Annotated in this window: 18 protein-coding genes; 6 read left to right on the top strand and 12 right to left on the bottom strand. The window is 62.4% G+C overall.

Going from position 1 to position 20,935, the window contains the following annotated elements:
- Positions 1–8: 8 nt before the first annotated feature.
- The 4 genes from BLS75_RS07370 to cysD all read right to left on the bottom strand — a co-directional run bounded on the left by BLS75_RS07370 (position 9) and on the right by cysD (position 5,364).
- Positions 9–1,196: a sulfotransferase family protein gene (locus BLS75_RS07370; RefSeq protein ID WP_072452407.1), complete on the bottom strand. Its 1,188-nt coding sequence runs from the start codon at positions 1,194–1,196 to the stop codon at positions 9–11.
- The gene (locus tag BLS75_RS07365; protein WP_072452406.1) at positions 1,193–2,305 is read right to left on the bottom strand and encodes a DUF1214 domain-containing protein; all 1,113 of its coding nucleotides are present in this window, start codon (positions 2,303–2,305) and stop codon (positions 1,193–1,195) included. Before BLS75_RS07365 ends, BLS75_RS07370 begins: the two co-directional genes overlap by 4 nt.
- 162 nt (positions 2,306–2,467) lie before the next feature.
- Positions 2,468–4,378 carry a sulfate adenylyltransferase subunit CysN gene (cysN, locus tag BLS75_RS07360; protein WP_072452405.1) on the bottom strand — a complete coding sequence of 637 codons (1,911 nt, stop codon included), beginning with the start codon at positions 4,376–4,378 and terminating at the stop codon, positions 2,468–2,470.
- On the bottom strand, positions 4,378–5,364 hold the full coding sequence (gene cysD, locus BLS75_RS32500; RefSeq protein WP_204378520.1) for a sulfate adenylyltransferase subunit CysD: 987 nt from the start codon (positions 5,362–5,364) through the stop codon (positions 4,378–4,380). Before cysD ends, cysN begins: the two co-directional genes overlap by 1 nt.
- Before the next feature lie 1,040 nt (positions 5,365–6,404).
- Here cysD and cysQ point away from each other — a divergent pair.
- Positions 6,405–7,169: a 3'(2'),5'-bisphosphate nucleotidase CysQ gene (cysQ, locus tag BLS75_RS07350; RefSeq protein WP_204378518.1), complete on the top strand. Its 765-nt coding sequence runs from the start codon at positions 6,405–6,407 to the stop codon at positions 7,167–7,169.
- 184 nt (positions 7,170–7,353) lie between these two features.
- Here cysQ and BLS75_RS07345 read toward each other — a convergent pair whose 3' ends face one another.
- The 5 genes from BLS75_RS07345 to BLS75_RS07320 all read right to left on the bottom strand — a co-directional run bounded on the left by BLS75_RS07345 (position 7,354) and on the right by BLS75_RS07320 (position 13,519).
- Positions 7,354–8,118: an amino acid ABC transporter ATP-binding protein gene (locus BLS75_RS07345; protein WP_047285775.1), complete on the bottom strand. Its 765-nt coding sequence runs from the start codon at positions 8,116–8,118 to the stop codon at positions 7,354–7,356.
- Complete coding sequence (locus BLS75_RS07340) at positions 8,115–8,774, bottom strand: amino acid ABC transporter permease (protein ID WP_011060658.1); 660 nt, start codon at positions 8,772–8,774, stop codon at positions 8,115–8,117. The genes BLS75_RS07345 and BLS75_RS07340 overlap by 4 nt, the downstream gene beginning before the upstream one ends.
- Before the next feature lie 9 nt (positions 8,775–8,783).
- On the bottom strand, positions 8,784–9,431 hold the full coding sequence (locus BLS75_RS07335; protein ID WP_072452402.1) for an amino acid ABC transporter permease: 648 nt from the start codon (positions 9,429–9,431) through the stop codon (positions 8,784–8,786).
- A gap of 63 nt (positions 9,432–9,494) precedes the next feature.
- Complete coding sequence (locus BLS75_RS07330; RefSeq protein WP_011060660.1) at positions 9,495–10,283, bottom strand: ABC transporter substrate-binding protein; 789 nt, start codon at positions 10,281–10,283, stop codon at positions 9,495–9,497.
- A 188-nt stretch (positions 10,284–10,471) separates the two neighbouring features.
- Positions 10,472–13,519: an aminotransferase class III-fold pyridoxal phosphate-dependent enzyme gene (locus BLS75_RS07320; RefSeq protein ID WP_072452401.1), complete on the bottom strand. Its 3,048-nt coding sequence runs from the start codon at positions 13,517–13,519 to the stop codon at positions 10,472–10,474.
- Positions 13,520–13,658: 139 nt separating this feature from the next.
- On the opposite strand from BLS75_RS07320, the gene BLS75_RS07315 reads away from it, so the two are divergent.
- The 5 genes from BLS75_RS07315 to BLS75_RS07295 all read left to right on the top strand — a co-directional run bounded on the left by BLS75_RS07315 (position 13,659) and on the right by BLS75_RS07295 (position 19,795).
- On the top strand, positions 13,659–14,099 hold the full coding sequence (locus BLS75_RS07315; protein WP_072452400.1) for an Lrp/AsnC family transcriptional regulator: 441 nt from the start codon (positions 13,659–13,661) through the stop codon (positions 14,097–14,099).
- 68 nt (positions 14,100–14,167) lie between these two features.
- Positions 14,168–14,674 carry a sigma-70 family RNA polymerase sigma factor gene (locus BLS75_RS07310; protein ID WP_011060663.1) on the top strand — a complete coding sequence of 169 codons (507 nt, stop codon included), beginning with the start codon at positions 14,168–14,170 and terminating at the stop codon, positions 14,672–14,674.
- A complete protein-coding gene (locus BLS75_RS07305) occupies positions 14,671–15,636 on the top strand; it encodes a FecR domain-containing protein (RefSeq protein ID WP_053157719.1) in 966 nt (321 codons plus the stop codon). Before BLS75_RS07310 ends, BLS75_RS07305 begins: the two co-directional genes overlap by 4 nt.
- Positions 15,637–15,733: 97 nt before the next feature.
- On the top strand, positions 15,734–18,568 hold the full coding sequence (locus BLS75_RS07300) for a TonB-dependent receptor (protein WP_072452399.1): 2,835 nt from the start codon (positions 15,734–15,736) through the stop codon (positions 18,566–18,568).
- Positions 18,569–18,751: 183 nt separating this feature from the next.
- Entirely contained in the window at positions 18,752–19,795 is a 1,044-nt protein-coding gene (locus BLS75_RS07295; protein ID WP_072452398.1) for a hypothetical protein, read from the top strand.
- A gap of 51 nt (positions 19,796–19,846) precedes the next feature.
- Here the strand turns inward: BLS75_RS07295 and BLS75_RS07290 are convergent, their stop codons facing one another.
- From BLS75_RS07290 to BLS75_RS32035, 3 genes are read right to left on the bottom strand one after another with little or no spacing between them, the layout of a single operon-like run.
- On the bottom strand, positions 19,847–20,329 hold the full coding sequence (locus BLS75_RS07290; RefSeq protein ID WP_072452467.1) for an HIT family protein: 483 nt from the start codon (positions 20,327–20,329) through the stop codon (positions 19,847–19,849).
- A gap of 14 nt (positions 20,330–20,343) precedes the next feature.
- Positions 20,344–20,559 carry a hypothetical protein gene (locus tag BLS75_RS07285; RefSeq protein WP_019095014.1) on the bottom strand — a complete coding sequence of 72 codons (216 nt, stop codon included), beginning with the start codon at positions 20,557–20,559 and terminating at the stop codon, positions 20,344–20,346.
- A 52-nt stretch (positions 20,560–20,611) separates the two neighbouring features.
- On the bottom strand, positions 20,612–20,932 hold the full coding sequence (locus tag BLS75_RS32035) for a hypothetical protein (protein ID WP_143031420.1): 321 nt from the start codon (positions 20,930–20,932) through the stop codon (positions 20,612–20,614).
- Positions 20,933–20,935 lie beyond the last annotated feature (3 nt).

The following is a 20,935-nucleotide window of genomic DNA, read 5'->3' as shown; positions in this document are numbered from 1 at the left end:
CGGCGAGGTCAGTGGTTGGCGTTCAAATGACGGGCGCGATATGCCTGATAGTCCTCGGTCATCTGTGCTTCATTCAGACCGAAACGTTCCAGGCTGTAGTCGTGGCTGGCGCGCTTTTCCCGTCGGTTCTGCGATAGCCAGGCCTGTGCGTCGGTGCGCGCCTTGTCGGTGAACGGCAGGTTGGCGAAGGCGTAGATCCGCTCCAGAACCTGCATCGGCTGGTTCACGGTGTCGGCGAAGTTGATATCGAGGAAGCGCTCGGCCGCATGTTGCTCGCGAACCTGCATGGTGTGACGGATGCCCCGCGCCATGCGGCTGTTCCACTGGTCGCCAGCGTTCTTCGGGTCCGGGTTGTCGCTGTACATCTGCCACAAGGTGTACGCCATGCTGGCCATCGAGGGAATTGTCTGCGCCGGTTCGCGGTGGGTCAGGATCACCTGCGCGTCCGGGAAGACATCCAGCAGCAGGTCCAGAGTGTGCAGGTGTTGCGGGGCCTTGAGCAGCCAGCGTTGACCGGCGGGTTCGCCGCGCTGTTCTTTTTGCCACTGCAGAAACTGCAGCATTTTTTTCAACTGGGTGTAGACCGGTCGCTGATCCTGGCGATCCAGCCAACGGGTATAGCTGGGCACGTTGACGTAGGCGTCCATGGCGCACATGAACGAGTGTTCCATGAGCATGAACTCTTCGTCGCAGAGCATCGCGTCCAGCGGGTGGATGGCGAGAATCTGGGGAATAACCCGAGCCATCAGCTCGACCTCGGCCTTGGCCCGGGCGATGCGGGTGGCCGGCTCCGCCAGGGTTTCGTCCGCCAGGGGGGCCGGAAAACGGGTCTCCCACCAGGCCGCCGAATAGAAGCGCCGATCAACCGCCAGGGTGCGTTGCAGCAGGGTGGTGCCGGTGCGCGGCAGGCCGACGATGACCAGCGGATCGTCGATCGGTATCTGGGTGATTTGCGGATAGCGGCTCAGGTAATCCTCGATCAGCAAACGGTTGACCAGTTGCCCCACCAGTCTTTCCTGGAGCAGATACTGGCCGGCCTGTGACAGCTCGGCTTCACTGGCCAGGGCATCGAGCAGCACCTGCAACGACTCGCGATAGTTGTCCTCGCCAAAATTGCGCAGGCCATGGGTGCGGGCGCTGGCGGTGCTCAGCAGGTTGTCGACGCTCAACTCTTCAATCGGCGAATGCGCGTTCATAGGGCCTCCGTGACGTCCGCCAGGTTGACTACCTGGGTGGTTGGATGGCATTGCTCTTGGGCGCCGACCCAGCGCAGGCACAGGGTGCCCTGGCGGATGCCGGCGGTTTGCAGCCAGTTGTTCACCCCCGGGTCTTGCTCGCTCAGGACCAGGGTCACGCCGCCGTCAGCGTCGTGTTGCGCCTGGTGCTTGTTGAGGCAAATCTGGTGGTAGCGGTAGTCCAGCGACTCCATCCAGTAGTTGTTGATCTGCAAGTTCCAGAAGTCGCACTCCGGAACCTTGTCGATGTGGATGACCAATGCCTGGTCCTCGGCCAGCGCCCAATGCGAGTGGTAGTAGAAAATGTTCGGGTCACCGCCCACGGACTGACACAGCGCCTGGTTGGCCGGTGGCAATTGATTGCTGTGCGGCAGGTAGCTTTGGCTCCAGTCGGCGAACAACCGGGCGGTGTTCTCGACGAAACTGGAGACCCGCGCCAGGCCTTGCTGGAAGGTCGCCGGGTCGAGGGCTTGCGGCTTGGCATCGCTGCCGATGCGCTCGACGCTCAGTTTGGCCGGCACTTCGCTGCGGCGGTCGAGAAAAGTCTGGCGCACGATCAGCGCGTTGCTGGCGTCTTCCATTTTTAGCCAGTTACCCGGTTGTGGCTCACGGCTGAGGATGATTTCGAAGTGCCCCTGGGCATCGATCTCTAGCTGGCTGGCGTCGATGAAACCGGTCTGGATCAGGGTGCCATCGGTTTCATAACCGCCTTTCTGGGTACCGAAGCTCAGGTAGGCGACACTGCCGCGCTGACCCTTGATGCGGTATTCCAGCGTGCCGTCCAGGCGCGAATATTCGTAGAGATTATCGGGGTTGTCGGCGCCGATCTTCGCGGTCTCGTGGGAGGTCTTGAAGAAACTCGGGAACGCCGGGTCGGCAAACTCGATGTGCATTTCCAGGCCGATACGCAGCAGGCGAGTGAGGTAGCGGAAACCTTCGGCGCGGGTAGCCGCATCGGCGGGCGCTTCAGGGCGCAGGATCTGTTCGCCGCAACGCTTGAGATGGTCGCAGAAGGTGGCCCAGGTCTGGCCAGTTAGCAGGTGTTGTTCGTCAATCGAGCTGATGGTCATTGTTAGACTCTCTTGAGCAGGTGGAACCCGGACCGTGGGCGCCCTCGCAGGGCGCTCGCGACGGATTCATCGGCCCCCGACAGGGGCTCGGCTTTACTCGTCCCGGGCTCTGTGGGAGTACCCGAGGCGATCGTTAAACGCCCGGCGAGCCGGGCGCCATGGCTATTGCTCAGCGATGATGCCGCGCTCGGTCAGTACCCTGATGATGCGATCCACGGCCTTCTCCGGCGTCAGCGTGCAGGTCTCGATATGGATGTCCGGCTTATCCGGCACTTCGTAGGGTGAGTCGATGCCGGTGAAGTTCTTCAGTTCGCCACGGCGGACTTTCTTGTACAGGCCCTTCGGGTCGCGCTCCTCGGCCACCGACAACGGCGTGTCGACGAAGATCTCGATGAACTCGCCCTCCTGCAGCAGGCCGCGCGCCATTTCGCGCTCGGAACGAAATGGCGAAATGAACGCGGTCAACACGATCAGCCCGGCGTCGACCAACAGCTTCGAGACCTCGGCCACCCGGCGGATGTTTTCCACACGATCGGCATCGGTGAAGCCCAGGTCGCGATTGAGCCCGTGACGCACGTTGTCGCCGTCGAGCAGATAAGTGCTGCGACCGCGAGCATAGAGACGGGTTTCCAACAGGTTGGCGATGGCCGACTTGCCGGCGCCGGACAAGCCGGTGAACCACAGCAGCACCGGTTGCTGGCCCAACTGTTCGGCGCGGGATTTCTTGTTCACGTCCACGTGCTGCATGTGGATGTTCTGCGAGCGGCGCAGAGAGAACTCGATCAGGCCCGCGCCTACGGTGGCATTGGTCAGGCGGTTGATGAGGATGAAACTGCCGGTCTCGCGGTTGTCCTTGTAGGCATCGAAAGCGATCGGCTGGCTGGTGAACAGGTTGCACACGCCGATTTCGTTCAGCGCCAGTTCCTTGGCAGCCAAGTGCTCCATGGTGTTGACGTTGACCTTGTACTTGGGCGCCGACAAGGTCACCGGCAACGTCTTGCCACCGATCTTCATCAGGTAGGGCCGACCGGCGAGCATGGGCTGCTCGTGCATCCAGATCAGGCTGACCTGGAACTGGTCGGCGACGCTGGTCGGATCTTCGGCGCTCGATAGCACATCGCCGCGGCTGCAATCGACTTCGTCGCTCAGGGTCAGGGTGATCGACTGTCCGGCCACGGCTTGTTGCAAGTCACCGTCGAGGGTGACGATGCGCGAGATATGGCTCTGTTGTCCGCCCGGCAACACACGCACGCGGTCGCCGGGACGAATCACGCCGCTGGCGATGGTCCCGGTGAAACCCCGGAAATCCAGATTGGGCCGGTTGACCCACTGCACCGGCATGCGGAAGGCCAGCTTCTGTTGGCGCGCCTCGTCGATCTCGACGGTTTCCAGGAAGCCCATCAACGTGGTGCCGCGGTACCACGGCATGTGCTCACTCTTTTCGGTGATGTTGTCACCGCGCAGCGCCGACATCGGAATCGCGGTGAAGTCCTGCAGATCGATCTGCCTGGCGAAGGCGCGATAGTCATCGACGATGCTGTTGAAGACTTTCTCCGAGTAGTCCATCAAGTCCATCTTGTTGACGGCCAGCACCACTTTGCGAATGCCGATCAGCGAGGCCAGAAAGCTGTGGCGCCGGGACTGGGTCAGCACGCCGCGCCGGGCATCGATCATCACCACGGCGACATCGGCGGTGGAGGCGCCGGTCACCATGTTGCGGGTGTACTGCTCATGGCCAGGGGTGTCGGCGACAATGAATTTGCGTCGCCCGGTGGAGAAGAAACGATAGGCCACGTCGATGGTGATGCCTTGTTCGCGTTCGGCGGCCAGGCCATCCACCAACAGGGCGAAGTCCAGTTCGCCACCCTGGGTGCCGTCTTTTTTCGAGTCGGCTTCCAGGGCTTCCATCTGGTCTTCGAACAGCATCTTCGAATCAAAGAGCAGGCGCCCGATCAGCGTGCTCTTGCCATCGTCGACACTGCCGCAGGTGATGAAACGCAGCAGGCTCTTGTGCTCGTGGGCCTTGAGGTACTGCTCGATATCCTCGGCGATCAGCTCGGATACATGTGCCATCAGAAATACCCCTCTTGTTTTTTCTTCTCCATCGATGCAGACGCGTCGTGGTCGATCATTCGCCCCTGACGCTCGGATGTGCGGGTCAGCAGCATTTCCTGAATGATCTTGGGCAGGGTGTCGGCATCGGACTCGACGGCGCCGGTGAGGGGGTAGCAGCCCAGGGTACGGAAGCGCACGTTGCGGATCATCGGCACTTCGCCGGGGTTGAGCGGCATGCGCTCGTCGTCGACCATGATCAGCATGCCGTCGCGCTCGACCACCGGGCGCGGCGCGGCGAAGTACAGGGGCACGATCGGAATGTTTTCCAGGTGGATGTACTGCCAGATGTCCAGCTCGGTCCAGTTGGACAGTGGGAACACGCGGATCGACTCGCCTTTGTGCTTGCGCGTGTTGTACAGGTGCCAGAGTTCCGGGCGCTGGTTCTTCGGGTCCCAGCGATGCTGGTCGGAGCGGAAGGAAAAGATCCGCTCCTTGGCCCGGGATTTCTCCTCGTCACGGCGGGCGCCGCCAAAGGCCGCGTCGAAGCCGTAATGGTCCAGTGCCTGTTTCAGACCTTCGGTCTTCATGATGTCGGTGTGGATCTGTGACCCGTGCTTGAACGGGCTGATCCCCATTTCAATGCCCTCGGGGTTAATGTGGGTCATCAGCTCGACCTTGAGTTTGGCCACCATCTGATCGCGGAAGCGATACATCTCCTGGAACTTCCAGGTGGTGTCCACATGCAACAAAGGGAAGGGCGGCCTGGCCGGGTAGAAGGCTTTCATCGCCAGGTGCAGCATGACCGCGCTGTCCTTGCCGACGGAGTAAAGCATCACCGGGTTGTCGGATTCGGCGACGACTTCACGCATCGCCTGGATGCTTTCGGCTTCCAGCCTCTGTAAGTGGGTAAGCGTCATGGAGGTGTCCTTCGCTTTTTGTTGTTGTCGTTTATCAACGTACAACTGGCGCGGTTCGGACTTATGCGCGACTTGATGTTTTAACATCAGGCGCAACATCTGCAGCATGGGGTCGCTGGGGCGGGCGAGTGGGGCGGCGGTCGGGAGGGCCAGAGCACCGCGCGCGGCCTGCCGGTTGACGTGGGCTGCCAGCTCGCGGGCGCCCTTGAGCATGTCGTTGGCTTCAGGCAGATGGAACAGATGAAAGCATTCGTTGCGTTCGCCGGCCCAGCTGATGAAGGTCGCGGCACGCTGCCAGTGCATGCCCGAGAGCAGGGCGAAGACCTTGCGCTTGGCGCTGCGGTAGAGGCGGTCGAAGAACTCTTCCAGATGGGGGGCGCGTAGCTTGCCCTCATAGGGCAGCCAGAGCACCTTGCCGCGATTGCTCACCGCTCGCAGCAGGCCATGACGGAGTTTGCCCGGGTCGTTGCGTGCACCGTAGTCGTCGATCCAGTAGATCTCGCCGTTCTGCGCGCGGGCCTGATCGAGGATGTGGCGGTAAGTGTCGCGGTACCAGCGCTGCACCGCTGCCGGGGCATTGGCGACACGTTTGGCCGGACGCTCGGCATTCAACTGCCAGCGTTGCAGGTAATGGGCGGTGGTTCGGTCTGGCAGATCGATCCCGTGCAGGCGCCTTACCAGCGCCTGCGTGGCCTCCAGTTGCCACAGCAGGCACGGCAAGTCGTGGCGTTCCGGCGGCGTGCTGACCAACAGCCGGTAGATGCTTTTCTCCTGCTCCGCCGAAAGGCTCCGGCCTTCGCCCTCCTTGCGCCCGCGCTTACGCACGGGCACGGCATCCCAGCCGCCGGCCTGCCACGCCTTGTAAGCGGCGATGATGGTCGGTGAAGACAGGCCGGTGTCCTGACGGATGACCTTGAGCGTACTGCCGGCAATGCGCAGTTGCACGGCACGCAGGCGCAGGCGGTTGATCTGGAGAACGGACAACTGATTGCCGCGGGACACGGGAACTCCTGTCAAACATCCATTTGCTGAGTGGCGATGAAGCGGACGTCTGTACTGTTCCCTGATTCGAAAAGCGGCGCATAGGCCGAACGGACCATACGTAGAGTAAAAACAGGAGCACTCCCATGAACGCGTCAATGACCGTCCTGCTCGAAGATGTCATCGACATTGCTCGCGAAGCGGGCGAGCTGGTGATGCAGGTGTATCGCTCGGATTTCGAGGTGCGCGGCAAGCTCGATGCTTCCCCGGTGACCGAGGCCGATGAGCGCGCCGAAGCCTTGATTCTGCGGGCGCTGGCAGCGCTTACACCGCACATTCCGGTGATCTCCGAAGAGGCCGCCACGGCCGGCCAGGTGCCTGAAATCGGTCAACGTTTCTGGCTGGTGGACCCACTCGACGGGACCCGGGAATTCATTCATCGCAACGGCGAGTTCACCGTCAATATCGCGCTGATCGACAATGGCGAGCCGGTGCTGGGCGTGGTTTTGGCGCCTGCGTTGGAGCGATTGTTCGCCGGGGGGAGGGGGTGCGGCGCCTTTGTCGAACAGGCCGGGCGGCGTCAACCTATCGAATGCCGGGCTGTCTCGGAAGACGGCCTGGACATTGTCGCCAGCCGCTCCCATGGCGATGCCGAGGCGCTGGAAAAATTTCTCGAGCGACGCAAAGTACGCTCACTGAAAAATGCCGGCTCATCCCTGAAGATTTGCCTGGTGGCCGCCGGCGAGGCAGACCTTTATCCACGCCTGGGACGCACCATGGAGTGGGATATCGCCGCGGGTCATGCGGTGCTGCTGGCCGCCGGTGGAGAGATCTGCACCTTGGCCGGCGATGTGCTGCGTTATGGCAAGGCGGGTCTGGACAACCCGCATTTCTACGCTCGCGGGCTGTAGCGCCAAGAGCCCGGTATCGGTCCGACTTGCCACTCCAGGCGCTGGGCCTCGATGCCCTGATTGGCCTGGGCCAGGGCGTCGAGGCCTGATGGTGCCTGGCGGCCAGCAACTCGTTCATCTGCGCCAGTTTGAACCCCACCGACTGGGTGCAGGACAATCTCCGACAGGGATAAGCGCCACCTCTCTATGCGTGCAAATGCTTTTTCAGGAACGACCGGGTTCGTTCGTGAGTGGGGTTTTGCAGGATCTCTTGTGGCGCGCCTTCCTCGACCACCACGCCACCGTCCATGAAGATGATCCGGTCCGCCACTTCGCCGGCAAAGCGCATTTCATGGGTGACGATCAACATGGTCATGTGTTCGGCGGCGAGTTGCTTCATGACCTGGTTGACCTCTTCCACCAGCTCGGGGTCCAGCGCCGAGGTGGCTTCATCGAACAGCATGACCTTGGGGCGCATCGCCAGGGCCCTGGCAATGGCCACGCGCTGTTTCTGCCCGCCGGACAGGCGAGAAGGGTACTCGTCGAACTTGTTGGCCAGGCCGACTTTCGACAGGTACTCCATGGCCAGCTCGCGAGCGGCTGGCCGGGTCAGCCCTTTGAGCTTGATCGGGCCGAGGGCGATGTTTTCATGCACGGTCAGGTGCGGGAACAGGTTGAAGTGCTGGAACACCATGCCCATCTGCTGGCGCACGCTGTTGATGTGCTGTTCGAAGGCTCGACCTTTCAAGGGCCGGTTGACGTGTTCGCCTTCCAGCCAGATCTCCCCCTCGTTCAGCACTTCCAGGTGGTTGATCGAGCGCAGCAGGGTGCTTTTGCCCGAACCACTGGGGCCGATGATGGCGATGATCTGCCCGCGCGAGACAGACAGATCGATGCCTTTGAGCACTTCAAGTGCGCCATACGCCTTGCGCGCGCCCTTGACTTCAACCATGAGCTTTTCGGTGGTCATCGTGACATCTCTACCTTGGTTTCAAGAAGGTGCAGGCCGGCTTCCAGGACAAGATTGACCGCGTAATAAATCACCGCGACGGCCAGATAGAACTCGAACGGGCTGTAGGTCTCGCTCACGGCGCGCTGGGCGCTGTAGACCAGTTCGGCAATGCCGATGATCGACACCAGGGAGGTGTCCTTGAGCAGCACGATCAGGTTGTTGCCCAGGGGCGCCAGGGTACTGCGCAGGGCTTGCGGCACAATCACGTAGCGCTGAGCCTGGCTGCGGCTCAGGCCAATGGAGCGCGCGCCTTCAATCTGCCCCGGATCGACCGACAGGACCCCGGCACGAATGACGTCGGCGTTGTAGACGGCGAAGTGCAGGCTCAGGCCGATGATGCCAGCCATCAATGCCGGGATATCGATCCCCACTTGCACCAGGCCGTAATAGATCAGGTACAGCTGAAGCAGCAGGGGCGTGCCCATCAGCAGCCAGGTCATGAAGCGTATGGGAAGGGATACCAGTTTGGGGGTGTAGAGCACGATAAGGGCGAAGGCTATGCCCGCCATCAGGCTCAATACGCTGGAGCAGAGGAACAAGACGATGGTCCACCAGAGTCCGGTTGCCAGCAGCTCGGAATAGGGGGTGAGGATACTGAGATCGAGGCTTTGCATTGACGCGTCTCACTTTGCCGCGAAGCGTTTGTCGAGGTGGTCAACCAGCAATCTGACCGTATAGACCATGGCGATATACAAAATGGCCGACACCATGAAGATCTCGAATGGCTTGTAGGTGGAGCTGATAAAGCGCTGCGCTGTATAGGAGAGTTCCACCACCGAGATGGTCGACACCAGGGCCGAGCCCTTGAACAGCGCGACCGCATTGACCCCCAGTGGCCTGATCATCAGCTTGGCGGTTTGCGGCAGGGTGATCAGCCACAGGGTCTGGCCCTTGCCGAAACCGATTGAGCGGGCCGCTTCGACCTGGCCGGGATCGACGTTGCTGATGGCGCCGCGAATGGATTCGGCCATATAGGCCGCGATGTTCAGGCCCAGGCCGATGACGCCAGCGGAAAACGGCTCCAGCTCAAGGCCGATCTGCGGGCCGCCAAAGTAGAGGAGGAAGAGTTGGACCAGGCAGGGCGTGCCGCGAAAAACGCTGATGTAGACCCTGGCCAGGCAGCGAAGCAGGAAAAAGCCGGACAGCCGGGCCGCCACCAGCACGATGGCGACCAGCAGGCCCAGCAGCAGTGCCAGTAGCGAAACGTGCACCGTGACCCAGGCCGCCTCCAGAAAAAACGGCAGGGTGCGCTGTATGAGTGTCAGATCCATGGGCAGGCTCGAAAAGGTCAGGTTGACCGGCCCGACCCCAGGTCGAGCCAGGCTGAAGAGGAGTCAGCGAATGTCCTTGCCGATCCACTTCATCGAGATCTTTTCGTAGCTGCCATCGGCGAGCATGTCGTTCAGTGCCTGCTGCATCGCCGCCTTGAGCTCGGGGTTGTTCTTGCGCAGCGCAATGCCCATGCCTTCAACCCCACCGTCACTGTCGGGTGGCGTGATGATGCGCACTTTCTGCCCGGTTTCCTTGACGGCCACCAGTACCGGAACGCTGTCCATCACCAGCGCGTCGAGGCGCCCGGCTTCCAGGTCGACCAGCATCTCGGGAAGCCCTTTGTAGGTCTTGACCTTCAGGTTGCCGCGCGCCCTGGCCCATTTGTCGTGGGCATCGCCGAGGGTGACGCCCACCGTCACATCCTTCAGGTCAGCCAGGCTGTTGATCGGCGAGTCCTCCTTCACCACGATGGTGCGGCCGGCGTGGTAGTAGGGGCCGACGAAATCCACGGCCCTCAGGCGTTCAGGGGTGATGGTCATGGAGGCGATGATGGCGTCGTATTTTTTGGCCAGGAGCCCGGCAATGATCCCGTCGAAGGGCGTGGTGACAATGCTGACCTTCACCCCAAGCCGCTGGGCCAGGGCTTCGCTGATGGAGGCGTCGAAGCCGACGATCTGGTTCTGCTCGTTGGCAAAGCTGAAGGGCGAGTATTGCCCGCTCATGGCGATGCGGATTTCTCTGGATTCCCGGATCGATTGCAAGTCATCAGCCTGAGCGGCTGCGGGGCAGAGGAGCGCCGCGGCGGCGACGGTGGATGCGGCAAGCAGACCCTTGAGCGTTCTGGTTAGCATGGGATGGCACCTTTGAAGAATTATTATTTTTTGTTGTGGGCTCTTCACCCTGGCCTCGGGAAAAGCTTTGCACAGGTCATTGCGCAAAGCACCCGGCAAGGTGTCCGCGTGCCGGACACATTGCCGGAGTTGGCCGACACTATGTCGGCCAGCCCGGTTTGGGGCGCTGCGGCCTCGATCCTGATGCTCTAGCGCAGTGCCGCCTTGAAGCTTTCGTCCAGGACCTCAAGCAGGAAGTCGGCGTTCTTCTGGCTGAAAATCATCGAGGGGCGCATTTTCAGTACGTTGTCGTAGGGGCCTTCGGTGCCGATCAGAATGCCGCGCTCCCGGGCACCATCGGCGACCTTCCTGGCCAGTTGCGTAGCCGGAGCCTTGCTCTGGCGATCGGTGACCAGTTCAATCCCGAGGAACAGCCCCAGGCCGCGTACGTCGCCAATGGCATCGTAGCGCTGCTGCAGCGTGCGAAAGCCATCGAGCAAGTAGTTGCCCACCGTCAGTGCGTTGAGTTTCAGGTTGTCGCGTTCAATCACATCGAGAACGCTGAGCCCCACGGCACAGGAAACCGGGTTGCCGGCGAAGGTGTTGAAGTACTCCATGCCATTGTTGAAGCTGTCGGCGATCTCGCGGGTGGTCACCACTGCCGACATCGGGTGCCCGTTGCCAATGGGTTTGCCCATGGACACCGCATCGGGCACCACGCCCTGGGTTTCAAAGGCCCACCAGTGGCTGCCCACTCGACCAAAGCCGACCTGGACTTCATCGGCCAGGCACAGGCCGCCCTCGGCACGCACCATTGCATAGACTTCCTGCAAGTAGTTTTCCGGGAAAAACAGTTGCCCGGCGACGCTGGGAATGGACTCCGCGAGAAAGAACGCCGGGGCCCGGCCCTGCTTGCGCATGCTATCGATCTGCTCGGCGACACTTTGCGCGAAACGCTTGCCCAGCTCCTCGAACGGCCAGTGATCCGCAGCGCGGTAGGTATCCGGCACCGCCGCCTCGAATACGTGTTCTGCACGGCCTTTGCCGGCCTTGCGCTTGTACTTGTAGGGGCTGAGGTCGATCAGCTCCTGGGTGGTGCCGTGGTAGGCCCAGTCCAGCACGATGGCATCGTTGCGCCCGGTGTGATTGCGCGCCATGCGCAGCATCAGGCTATTGGCTTCGCTGCCCGAACAGCCGAAGGAGGCCACCGCCAGGCCTTCGGGCAAGGTCGCGGTGAGCCGCTCGGCGTACTCCACGATGTTGTCGTGCAGGTAGCGGGTGTTGGTGTTCAGGCGTGAAGCCTGGCGCGCCAGGGCCTGCACCACGTCGGGATGGGAGTGGCCCAGGTGGCAGACGTTGTTGAAGCAGTCCAGGTAGGCCCGGCCAAAGTTGTCTATCAACCAGACCCCATCACCGCGTACGAACTTGATCGGGTCCGAGTAGGAAATCGACAAGTTGGGCAGCAGCAGTTGTTTACGCTTGGCCACGATCTCTGCTTTGCTTCTGCCTTCCTGGTTGTAGGTTTCCGCAGGGATTCCGGCCAGGGTCGATGCATCCGGGAACAGGTCGGCCCACACCTCAAGGTAGGCGCGCTCACCGACGCCGATGAACTCGCTCGCTTGCAGCTGGGTATCGGTGGACATCTGGAAGTGCACATGGGGCAGCCAGCCGCCGTTTTCCGTGTCCTCGCCCATGTGGCCCACCAGGGCACCCGCCTCAAGACGGTCCCCGGGCTTGAGGCGGGTCAGCGCTTCGTGGGCCATGTGCCCCCACAGGGTCAGGAACGGCGGGCAGCCCTCAGGCGAATGCTCAAGCATGATCAAGCCGCCATAGCCCAGCGGTTCACGCTCGACCTCGACGCTGCGCACTACGCCGGCAAGCGGTGTGTACAGCGGCGTTCCGGCCGGCATGATCAAGTCGACGCCCAGGTGAATGATCCGACGTTGCCCTGCAATGAAGCGCGATTCAAATGCCGCATCGGTGTAGATGGTCCGTTCTTCGCCCCAGGGGCCGATGCCCAGTGGCACTTGATGTTCAGCCGCAAAATCGTTCCACCATTTCGCCGCCTCTGCCGGACGCTGCTCGGCGGAGGCGACCGTCAGCACATGGGCGGCATCGGCGAACGGCACAATGGCCTTGTTCAGGGTCGCCGCCGCCGGATGCACGATGTCCGCGAAGGCGTGGCGGTTTTCATCCACCCAGCGGCGAACCGCCCCGGCACCTTCTATCGCGTCATAGCCGCAGGCCTTGCGCAGGATCGCCGTCGCCAGGCGCGGGTTCATGCGGTCCATTTTTTCCAGCAGGCGCCAGGCCGGGGCTTCGCTGATGGCCAGGTAAGGATTGTCCTGGGTCTGCTCGTGGCGCGAGGCCGACAAGGTGACGCTGATGACCAGGCGCATGGCGATCAGGTTGAACAGCACGTCCAGTTCTTGCGGCTGCAGCGGGTAGCGCTCGTGGAAGCCGGCGGTGAGGGCGGCGGCCGCGCCGATGGGGTCCTCCATGTCGAGAATGGAGTAGGCGCAGGTGATGGCGACTTCGGCAATCAGCACCGTATGCACGGCATCGCCAAAGTCGATGATGCCCGAGACCTGCTGATGAGTCTGCGGGTCGACGAGGATGTTCCAGTCATTGCCGTCATTGTGAATGACCTGCGTGCGCAACCGCGCAAGCCTGGGTTGCACGGTGTTTTCGAACGCGGAAATGAAGCGCTCCAGAATGGCTCGTCGGCCAGGGTCCTTGACGAAATGCAGGCGCGATCTGGAGCGCGCGGCGTGCCGCAGGTCCCAGTCCAGGTCGCGCACCGCACCGGGATGCATGAAGCCCTGCAACGCACGATCCATGTCGGCGAACGATTGGCCCAGGCTGCGCATGAGGGCGAAGGTGCGCTTGACCTCGGCCAGGGGAGTGCCGTGCAGCCAACTCACCAGGCGCACCGCATGGGTTTCACCGGAGGGCGCCACGGCCGAGGCGAGGAAGCCACCGGCAAGGCTCTTCTTCAGCTGCGGCACGGCAAGCTCGGGGTTGTAGCTGGCGAGGTGGCTGAGGATGGCCGTCTGCAGCTCGCTTTCAGCACGCGGTTCACTCGAATTGACCACCTTCAGAATCCATCCCGCATCGCTTGCAGTGTTCAACCGGTAGTTGCAGTCGCGCTCGCCATCCAGGGGCGAGGCCGTGGCGACGACATTGAAAAGCTGCTCGGCCAGTTGTTCGGCATCGCGGGGCGAGAACTGCGGGGCGGGATGGGAAAGGTTGGTCATGGTAATGGTTTTCCAAGTTATTGTTTTCAGTTAGCTTGGCATGCGAAATCCTTGACGGCAGTAGGTATGCGGTCGGTGTTGGCCTGCATATTGTCGGAATCGACCGGCACAAATTCGGTAGTCAAAGTGAGGAGTCTTGATGCGCGACCTGGACGTGAAAGATCGCGAAATACTGGACATTCTGTCTAAAGAAGCGCGGATTGCCCTGAAGGCCCTGGCCGCGAGAATCGGGCTGTCCAGAAGCGCCACCAGCGAGCGTGTCCTCAACCTTGAGCGCAATGGCGTGATCAGGGGCTACCGGGCGGATATTGGCGAAATCGACGCCAACGTGATTCGCGCCATGTTTCTGGTGTGCCTGAAACGCACGCCGGCCATCAGCCTGCTGGACATGCTGGCCCAGCACTCGCAGGTGCGACGCATCTCTTCGGTCAGTGGCCAGCTCGATCTGGTGATCGAGATCGAATCCCGCACCATTGATGACCTGAACCGAGTCCGGGATGCCGTAGCCAGTCATGAGTCCGTCGAGGACATCACCACGGCGGTGGTTCTTCGCCGTGATATCGATCGACAGGCATCCTGATTCGCCGCTGTACAACTCCCGCACTGAAACAATAAAATGAGAAGCATTATCATTAATGCGAATCTCCCATGCACAACCACAGCCTCTCTTCGCCCGTCGCCCAGTTGTATGCGAACCATCACGGCTGGCTGCGGGGCTGGCTGCACCGGCGCCTGGGGCACAGTGCCGATGCCGAGGACCTGGCCCATGACACCTTTATCCGGGTGCTGCGCTCCCAGGAGGATGTGCGTGAGTTGCGCCAGCCCATGGCGTTCCTGGCCACCATCGCCAACGGCCTGCTGATCAATCGCTGGCGCCGCCAGGCGATCGAGCGGGCTTATCTGGAAGCCCTGGCGGCGCGGCCGGTGGGGGAGGAGCCTTCGCCGGAGGAGCGGCACCTGATGATCGAGACCCTGTTGCAGCTGGATTCGCTGCTGGTGGGGTTGTCGTCGCGGGTGCGGCAGATCTTCTTTCTGTCCCAGCTCGATGGCCTGACCTATCCGCAGATCGCTGCGCAGTTGGGCCTGACCGTGGCCCAGGTGCAGCGGGCCATGGGCAAGGCGTTCAGTGTCTGTTACGCGAGCCGTTTTGAATGAGTGGCGCTGCGGTCGATCCCCGAGTGCGGGACAACGCCATCGATTGGCTGGTGCGGATGCAGTCCGGGCTGATGAGCGCCGCGGACCATCAGGCCCTGCAGCAGTGGCGGCAAGCCAGCGTCGAGCATGAATACGCGTGGCAGCGGGTCAGCAGCCTGCCGCTGATGTTGCAGCCAGGGGCCAATCTGTTGGCCGATGCCACGGCGCGCCGGGCATTGCAAGCGGCGGGCGCCGATCCGCAGCGACGGCGACAGGTGCTCAAGTGCCTGCTGGCCCTGGGGCTGTTGGGGGGCATTTCCTGGCAGGGGGCGGATTCCACCCTGGTGCGCTCAGCCCTGGCCAGTTATCGCACCGGCGTCGGCGAGCGACGCCATTGGGCCCTGGCCGACGGTGGCTCGCTATGGCTGAACACCGCCAGTGCGGTGAACCTGGACCTGAGCGCCCGGCAGCGCAGCCTGCAATTGATCGAGGGCGAACTGGCCCTGGACACCCCGGCGGGCTCTGCATCCCTGCAACTGTCGACCCCGGATGCGGTGCTCTATAGCCGTGGTGCCAACCTGCTGGTGCGTCACGATCGCCTGGGCACCCAGGTGACGGTGTTGCGCGGGCTGGTGCAGGTGAGCGCACGGCAGCACCCAGCACCGCTGGCGTTGCAGGCCGGCTGGCAAACCCGAGTCGATGGCCGGGGAGCAGGGCGGCCAAGCCCCATCGATACGTTTCTGGCCCAGGCCTGGATGCGCGGCATCCTGCCCGCCGAGCGCATGCGCCTGGATCAGTTGCTGGCGGAGCTGTCGCGCTATCGCCCGGGCTTCTTGCGTTGCAGCGAAGCCGTGGCGGGCCTGCGCGTAACCGGCAGTTTCCAGTTGGACGACACCGATGCCGCCCTGGCCCTGGTAGCCAATACCTTGCCGGTGCGCATTGAGCGAAGAACCCGTTACTGGGTGACCGTGGTGCCGGCCTGAAACTTTTTTTTCACCGGCGCGATAGTTTTTTCGATCTGGCTTGGCCTTCAGGTATTACCCACCGGCACAGGTGGGTTTCGATCCCTAGGAGCCCTGCATGATTTTCCCTGCTCGTGTCTTGCGTACCCATACCTTCGGCCTGCTGTTGCTCGGTTTGCAGCCGCTCTGTAGTGAAGTGGTGTTGGCTGCCGGCGAGCGCCACTACAGCATCGGCGCCGGTCCCCTGGACCAGGTGCTGTCGCGCTTTGGCGCCGAGGCGGGCATCAGCATGGCCGGCAGTGCGCTGCTCACGGCGGGCAAGACCAGCCAGGGCCTGCAAGGGGATTTCAATACCGAAGCGGGCTTGAACCAGCTGCTGGCGGGCACCGGCCTGGGCTACGTGCGCCAGGCCGACGGCGGCTATGCCTTGCGCCTGCGCCTTGATGCGGTGTCGCTGCCGACCCAGAAGGTCAAGGGCGAAAATCCTGACGAGGAAGAGGTGTACCGGGCACCGCGTTCATCGGTTTACATCTCTGCCGACGACATGCAGCGCTTTGGCGTGGTGTCGGTGGGCGACATGCTCAAGGGCCAGCCCGGGGTCCAGGTCGGTGACAGCCGCAATGGCGGCGGCCTGGATGTGAACATCCGCGGCATCCAGGGCCAGAGCCGGGTGGCGGTGACGGTGGACGGTTCGCAGCAGGCGCTGGATGTCTATCGCGGTTATGCCGGGACCCAGCAACGCAGCTACATCGACCCGGACATGATCAGCGACATCGCCATCGACAAGGGCCCGAGCCTGACCTCCAGTGCCATAGGCGGCACGGTGAAGATGCGCACCCTCGGGGTCGGCGACATCCTCAAGGACGGTCAGAATATCGGCCTGCGGCTCAAGGGTGATGTCTGGAACAACGGTGTGGCCCCGGCCTCCCGCGATCCGCACTCCAAGACCCAGGACCTGTACTCCGAGCCGCATCAGAGCCGCGGCGGGCTGTTCGGCTCGGAGGCCGAGGCCGGCAGTGCCGCGTTCGCCTATTCCCATGAATACTTCGATGTGGTGGCGGCCTACGCCCATCGCAACCAGGGCAACTATTTCGCCGGCAAGAAGGGCCAGGATCGCTACCGCACCTATGACCGTTACGGCGATGAAGAGACCAGCGTCGCCACCACCTACAACGCCGGGGAAGAGGTGCTGAACTCCTCGTCGAAGACCGAATCCTGGCTGCTCAAGACCACCCTGCGCCCGGCGGACGGCCACACCTTCGACCTGGGCTACCGGCGCTACGACGGACGCATCGGCGAGATCATGCCCTCGGACATCTTCCGTTTCGGCACTGGCGGCATCTACCAGTACCCCCTGGGCCACACCCAGATCGACACCTACACCGCGCGCTACAACTACCTGCCTGCAGGCAACCCGCTGGTGGACCTGAGCGCCGACCTGTGGATGACCGATGCGCAGACCAGCCAGTTGACCGCCGTCTCGGCGCCGGCATCCCAGGCCTACCGTTCGGACCGCAACTGGAGCCGCCAGGCCGATCGCCGGGTGGGCGGTGGCCTGGCCAATACCTCGCGTTTCGAGACCGGCTACGGCGACTTGAAGCTGGACCTGGGCAGCTCGTTCCAGCTGGAGGAACTGCGCCCGCAGAAAAGCGTGGCCACCACCCAGGACGATATCAACGCCAACCGCATGCTGCGCGAAGGTTCGCGGCAGGAGTTCAGTTTCAACGGCAAGCTGGAGTACAAGCCGGTGGACAGCCTCACCCTGTGGGGCGGCGGGCGCTACACCCACTATCGCAGCAAGGATCACGTGCCCACGGCCACGGCGCGTCGCGAGGAACGTGACCTGCGCTACCTGCGGGTTTCCAACGGCGACAATTCCGGCAACATGATGTGGTTCCCCGACCAGAACGGCCAGTACACCGACGCCACCGACCCGCGCCTGAACAACGGCATCGTCTTCCAGAACACCAACTTCCCCTTCGAGGGCGTGCGCTACAACGACTTTGGCGCCACCGACTCCACGGTCTATCCGTCCCAGGTCGGCGAGGTGGTCACCGGCTACAACTACTCCGGCAAGAACAGCAACAGCGGTGGCGCCTTTGCCCCGGCCTTCGGTATCAATATCGAAGTGCTGCCGGACACCTTCGTGTATGCCTCGTACACCCAGGGCTTTCGCATGCCGTCGCTGTTCGAAACCAGCCAGGGCGTACAGCAGACGATGCCCGGCAAGGGCCTCAAGCCCGAGCGTTCGAGCAACTGGGAGATCGGCGCCAGCACCCTGCAAAAGGGCCTGCTGGTGGATGACGACTCGGCGGCGTTCAAGCTGGCCTACTTCAACAACACCATCAAGAACTACATCACCCGCTACTACGACCCGAGCCCGGGCCTGTGGGGCCTGATGCGCTTCAGCAACACCGACAGCTACAAAACCAGCGGCCTGGAACTGCAGACCCGCTACGATGCCGGGCGGGTGTTTGCCGACCTGTCGTCCACCTACTACCTGAAGACCGAAACCTGCGACGCGGCTTTCGCGGCCACCCTGCGCGCCACCAGCAATCCCTACCAGAAAACCGCCGACACCCCGGACTGCACCCCGGGCAGCTTCATGGGCTCCTACACCAACACCCAGAACCCGCCACGCTTTGCCGGCAACCTGACCACTGGCCTGCGCTTCTTTGACCAGAGCCTGACCCTCGGTACGCGCATCACCTACACCTCCGGCCCCACGGTTACCGCCGACAAGCCCTGGCAGACCGGCGCCACCACGCCGCAACTGAACTACCGCGAAGTGGCACTGTTCGATCTGTTCCTCAACTACAAACTGAAGGAAGACGCCAGCCTCAACGTGTCGCTGCAGAACCTCACCGACCGTTACTACCTGGACCCCCTGGCGCAGAGCTTCATGCCGGCACCGGGGCGCACGCTGCGGGTGGGGATGCAGGCGAAGTTCTAGGATGCGGGCGGCCTTCTCCGGACCAGGCAGCAAGGTGCGGCCTTGCTGCGCCGGCCTTTTACTGCGGCGGGTCGACGCAGTAAAATAGGCCGCTTTCGCCCCCATTGGCCGGCACTCGCCCCTGACCTGAGCGGTATTGCCAAAGGGATCTGGCCCTCGCTGCGTTACAGATAAGGATATCCAATGAAGACCCTGGTAAAGCGTCTCCGCCCCCTGGCTGTTCTGGTTTCAGTCACGCTCTTGAGCGCCTGTGCCCCGCTGGGCAGTTCCGACCTCAATGGCAGCGCCACGCAGAACCCGACCAACCAGCTCCTGGAGATCATCGATGGCGCGACCCGGGACGGTATGTCCGTGGTGCTGGTGCCGGCGCTCATGCCCAACAAGAGCGTGACCGACCTCTCCAGCTATTCCCATCGTGTGATCTTCAGCAACAAGGACCAGCCGGGCCAGGGCTACATGCAGTCCTTCGCCAATAACGACCTGGAGAAAATCAAGGAAACCGTATTTCTCTGGGACTTCCTTGAAGTGCACATCGTCCCGCCGGGAACCTACCTGATGTCCGGCGGCATTGATTACAGGATCGACAGCAGCCTGGCCCAGGTAGGCGCCGCGAAGGGCCAGCCGGCCAGCAGTGCCCGTGGTTCGGTGGACATGTCTGCGGTGCTGTATCGCCAGTTCGTCAAGGAACAATACTGGCGCGACGCTTCCTACGCGGATACCACCCACACCCAGAATGTCTGCAGTACCGTGCATGTCGCCTCCGGCCAGTGCGTGGCCTGGCAAGAGCAGCAATACAACACGCGCCGGCAGGTGTCGGAAGGCGGTTGGACCGAAGGCACCAAGATCCGTGATGTCCAGTCCGTCAAGTTGAAGGCACAGATCCCCGACGCCTACGCGCCCCTGGCCTTCAGTATCCAGCCCGGCCAGATACTGCTCAGCGACCGCTTCCACCTGAAAACCCCGGCCGTGAGCTACGACAAGAAGACTTGCAAGGCTATCGACCCGCAGAACATCAAATGCGCACTGCGGGATATCCAGGTCTACGTGAGGCCGGCCCCCGTGGAACTGGTCAAGAAGTTCAGCGACAAGGAGCTGGCGAATGTCAACGACACAGGACGCCGGGTGCTGGCGCGTATCGAACCGATGAAAACCCGCCTGCAAGGGGACACCGGCATGGAAGACCTGGTATGGGGCATCCCGGTTTCCCTGAAGAAAACCGCCAGGTAAGGGGGCTTGCCTTAGGGCGCGGAGAACAGCGCGCAGCGCCACGGGCCATTGCTAGTTGAAGGCGCTGCGCAAGCCTTTGATGACCTGTTCGATGGAGGGCCCTTGAATGGCCGGCGGTTGCGGGTTTTCGCCGAATTCGCGCCAGATGAACAGGGTCAGTTCCGCCCCGTCAGTCAGTGACAGGGCGTTTTCCTCATGGGCGAAAGTTTCAAGCAGCCGGTAGCGCTGATCACTCCAGAACAGCTCCTCGACCCAGGGGTACACCGGAATAAAGTGGAAATGGATGGGGTAGCCGGGGGCATGGCCGAACCGGCTGATGTACAGCCACTTGGGTTTGAGCTGCAGCTCCAGGTTTTTCTGCACCCTGGCGAGCAGGCCGCCCAACTCCGCCAGGGCGCTCTCGGGCAGCTCGGCCAGTGAATTGACCCGGGATCGCGAGCCCAGCATCAGGTAGCCGGGCAGGGCGGACGACAGGTGATGATTGAGCACCCAATGATCGGTTTGCAGAATGATGAACTCGGGGGCTATGCCCACCTGCTGTGCGGTGTTCAAGGCATGGGCTCCTGTTCGGGAAGGTCGCTCTTGTATTCGCCCCACTGCATGTACGCGTAGTACCGGGTCATTGCTTCGAAGTGGCTGGGGGCTTCCACTTCCCACACAAGCCGGGCGTCGGGGTGAAGCAGTTTGCGTGCGGTGTTTCCCTGTGGGCCGCTCAGACAGAAGGTCTGGCAGTCATCCGGTTCCATCCAGAGTTGGTAGTTCATCTCTTGCGCTTCTGAGTGTGGGGGAGGCTATCGTCGTTGTGGCTCGAGCAACCTAGATCGAGCCGACCGAACGCAGGTATTTCCGTGCCTGAGGGCTGGTGATCTTTTCGGGTTCAAGCACATACAGCGAGCTCCAGAGCGGCGGTAAACCCAGTTCCTCCATGTAGGACGTGAAGCTGTTGAAAGGCTCGGTACCAATGACCTCGGCGCTGAGCCAGAGCAACTCGCACTCCTGGCAAAGGTGCAGGATTTCCTGCGTTGCCCGCACTTGAACCTGGGTTACTTCGCCTTGTTCACACTCCGGACACAGCATTTTTTCACCTCCCAAATGGGCGCGCAGTCTATCACTGACCAGGTTGCACGCGGCCAGCAACGA

Origin of the sequence: Pseudomonas sp. NFPP12, assembly GCF_900103205.1 — a bacterium.
GTDB lineage: Bacteria > Pseudomonadota > Gammaproteobacteria > Pseudomonadales > Pseudomonadaceae > Aquipseudomonas > Aquipseudomonas protegens.
This window is presented reverse-complemented; position numbering and strand designations above follow the sequence as displayed.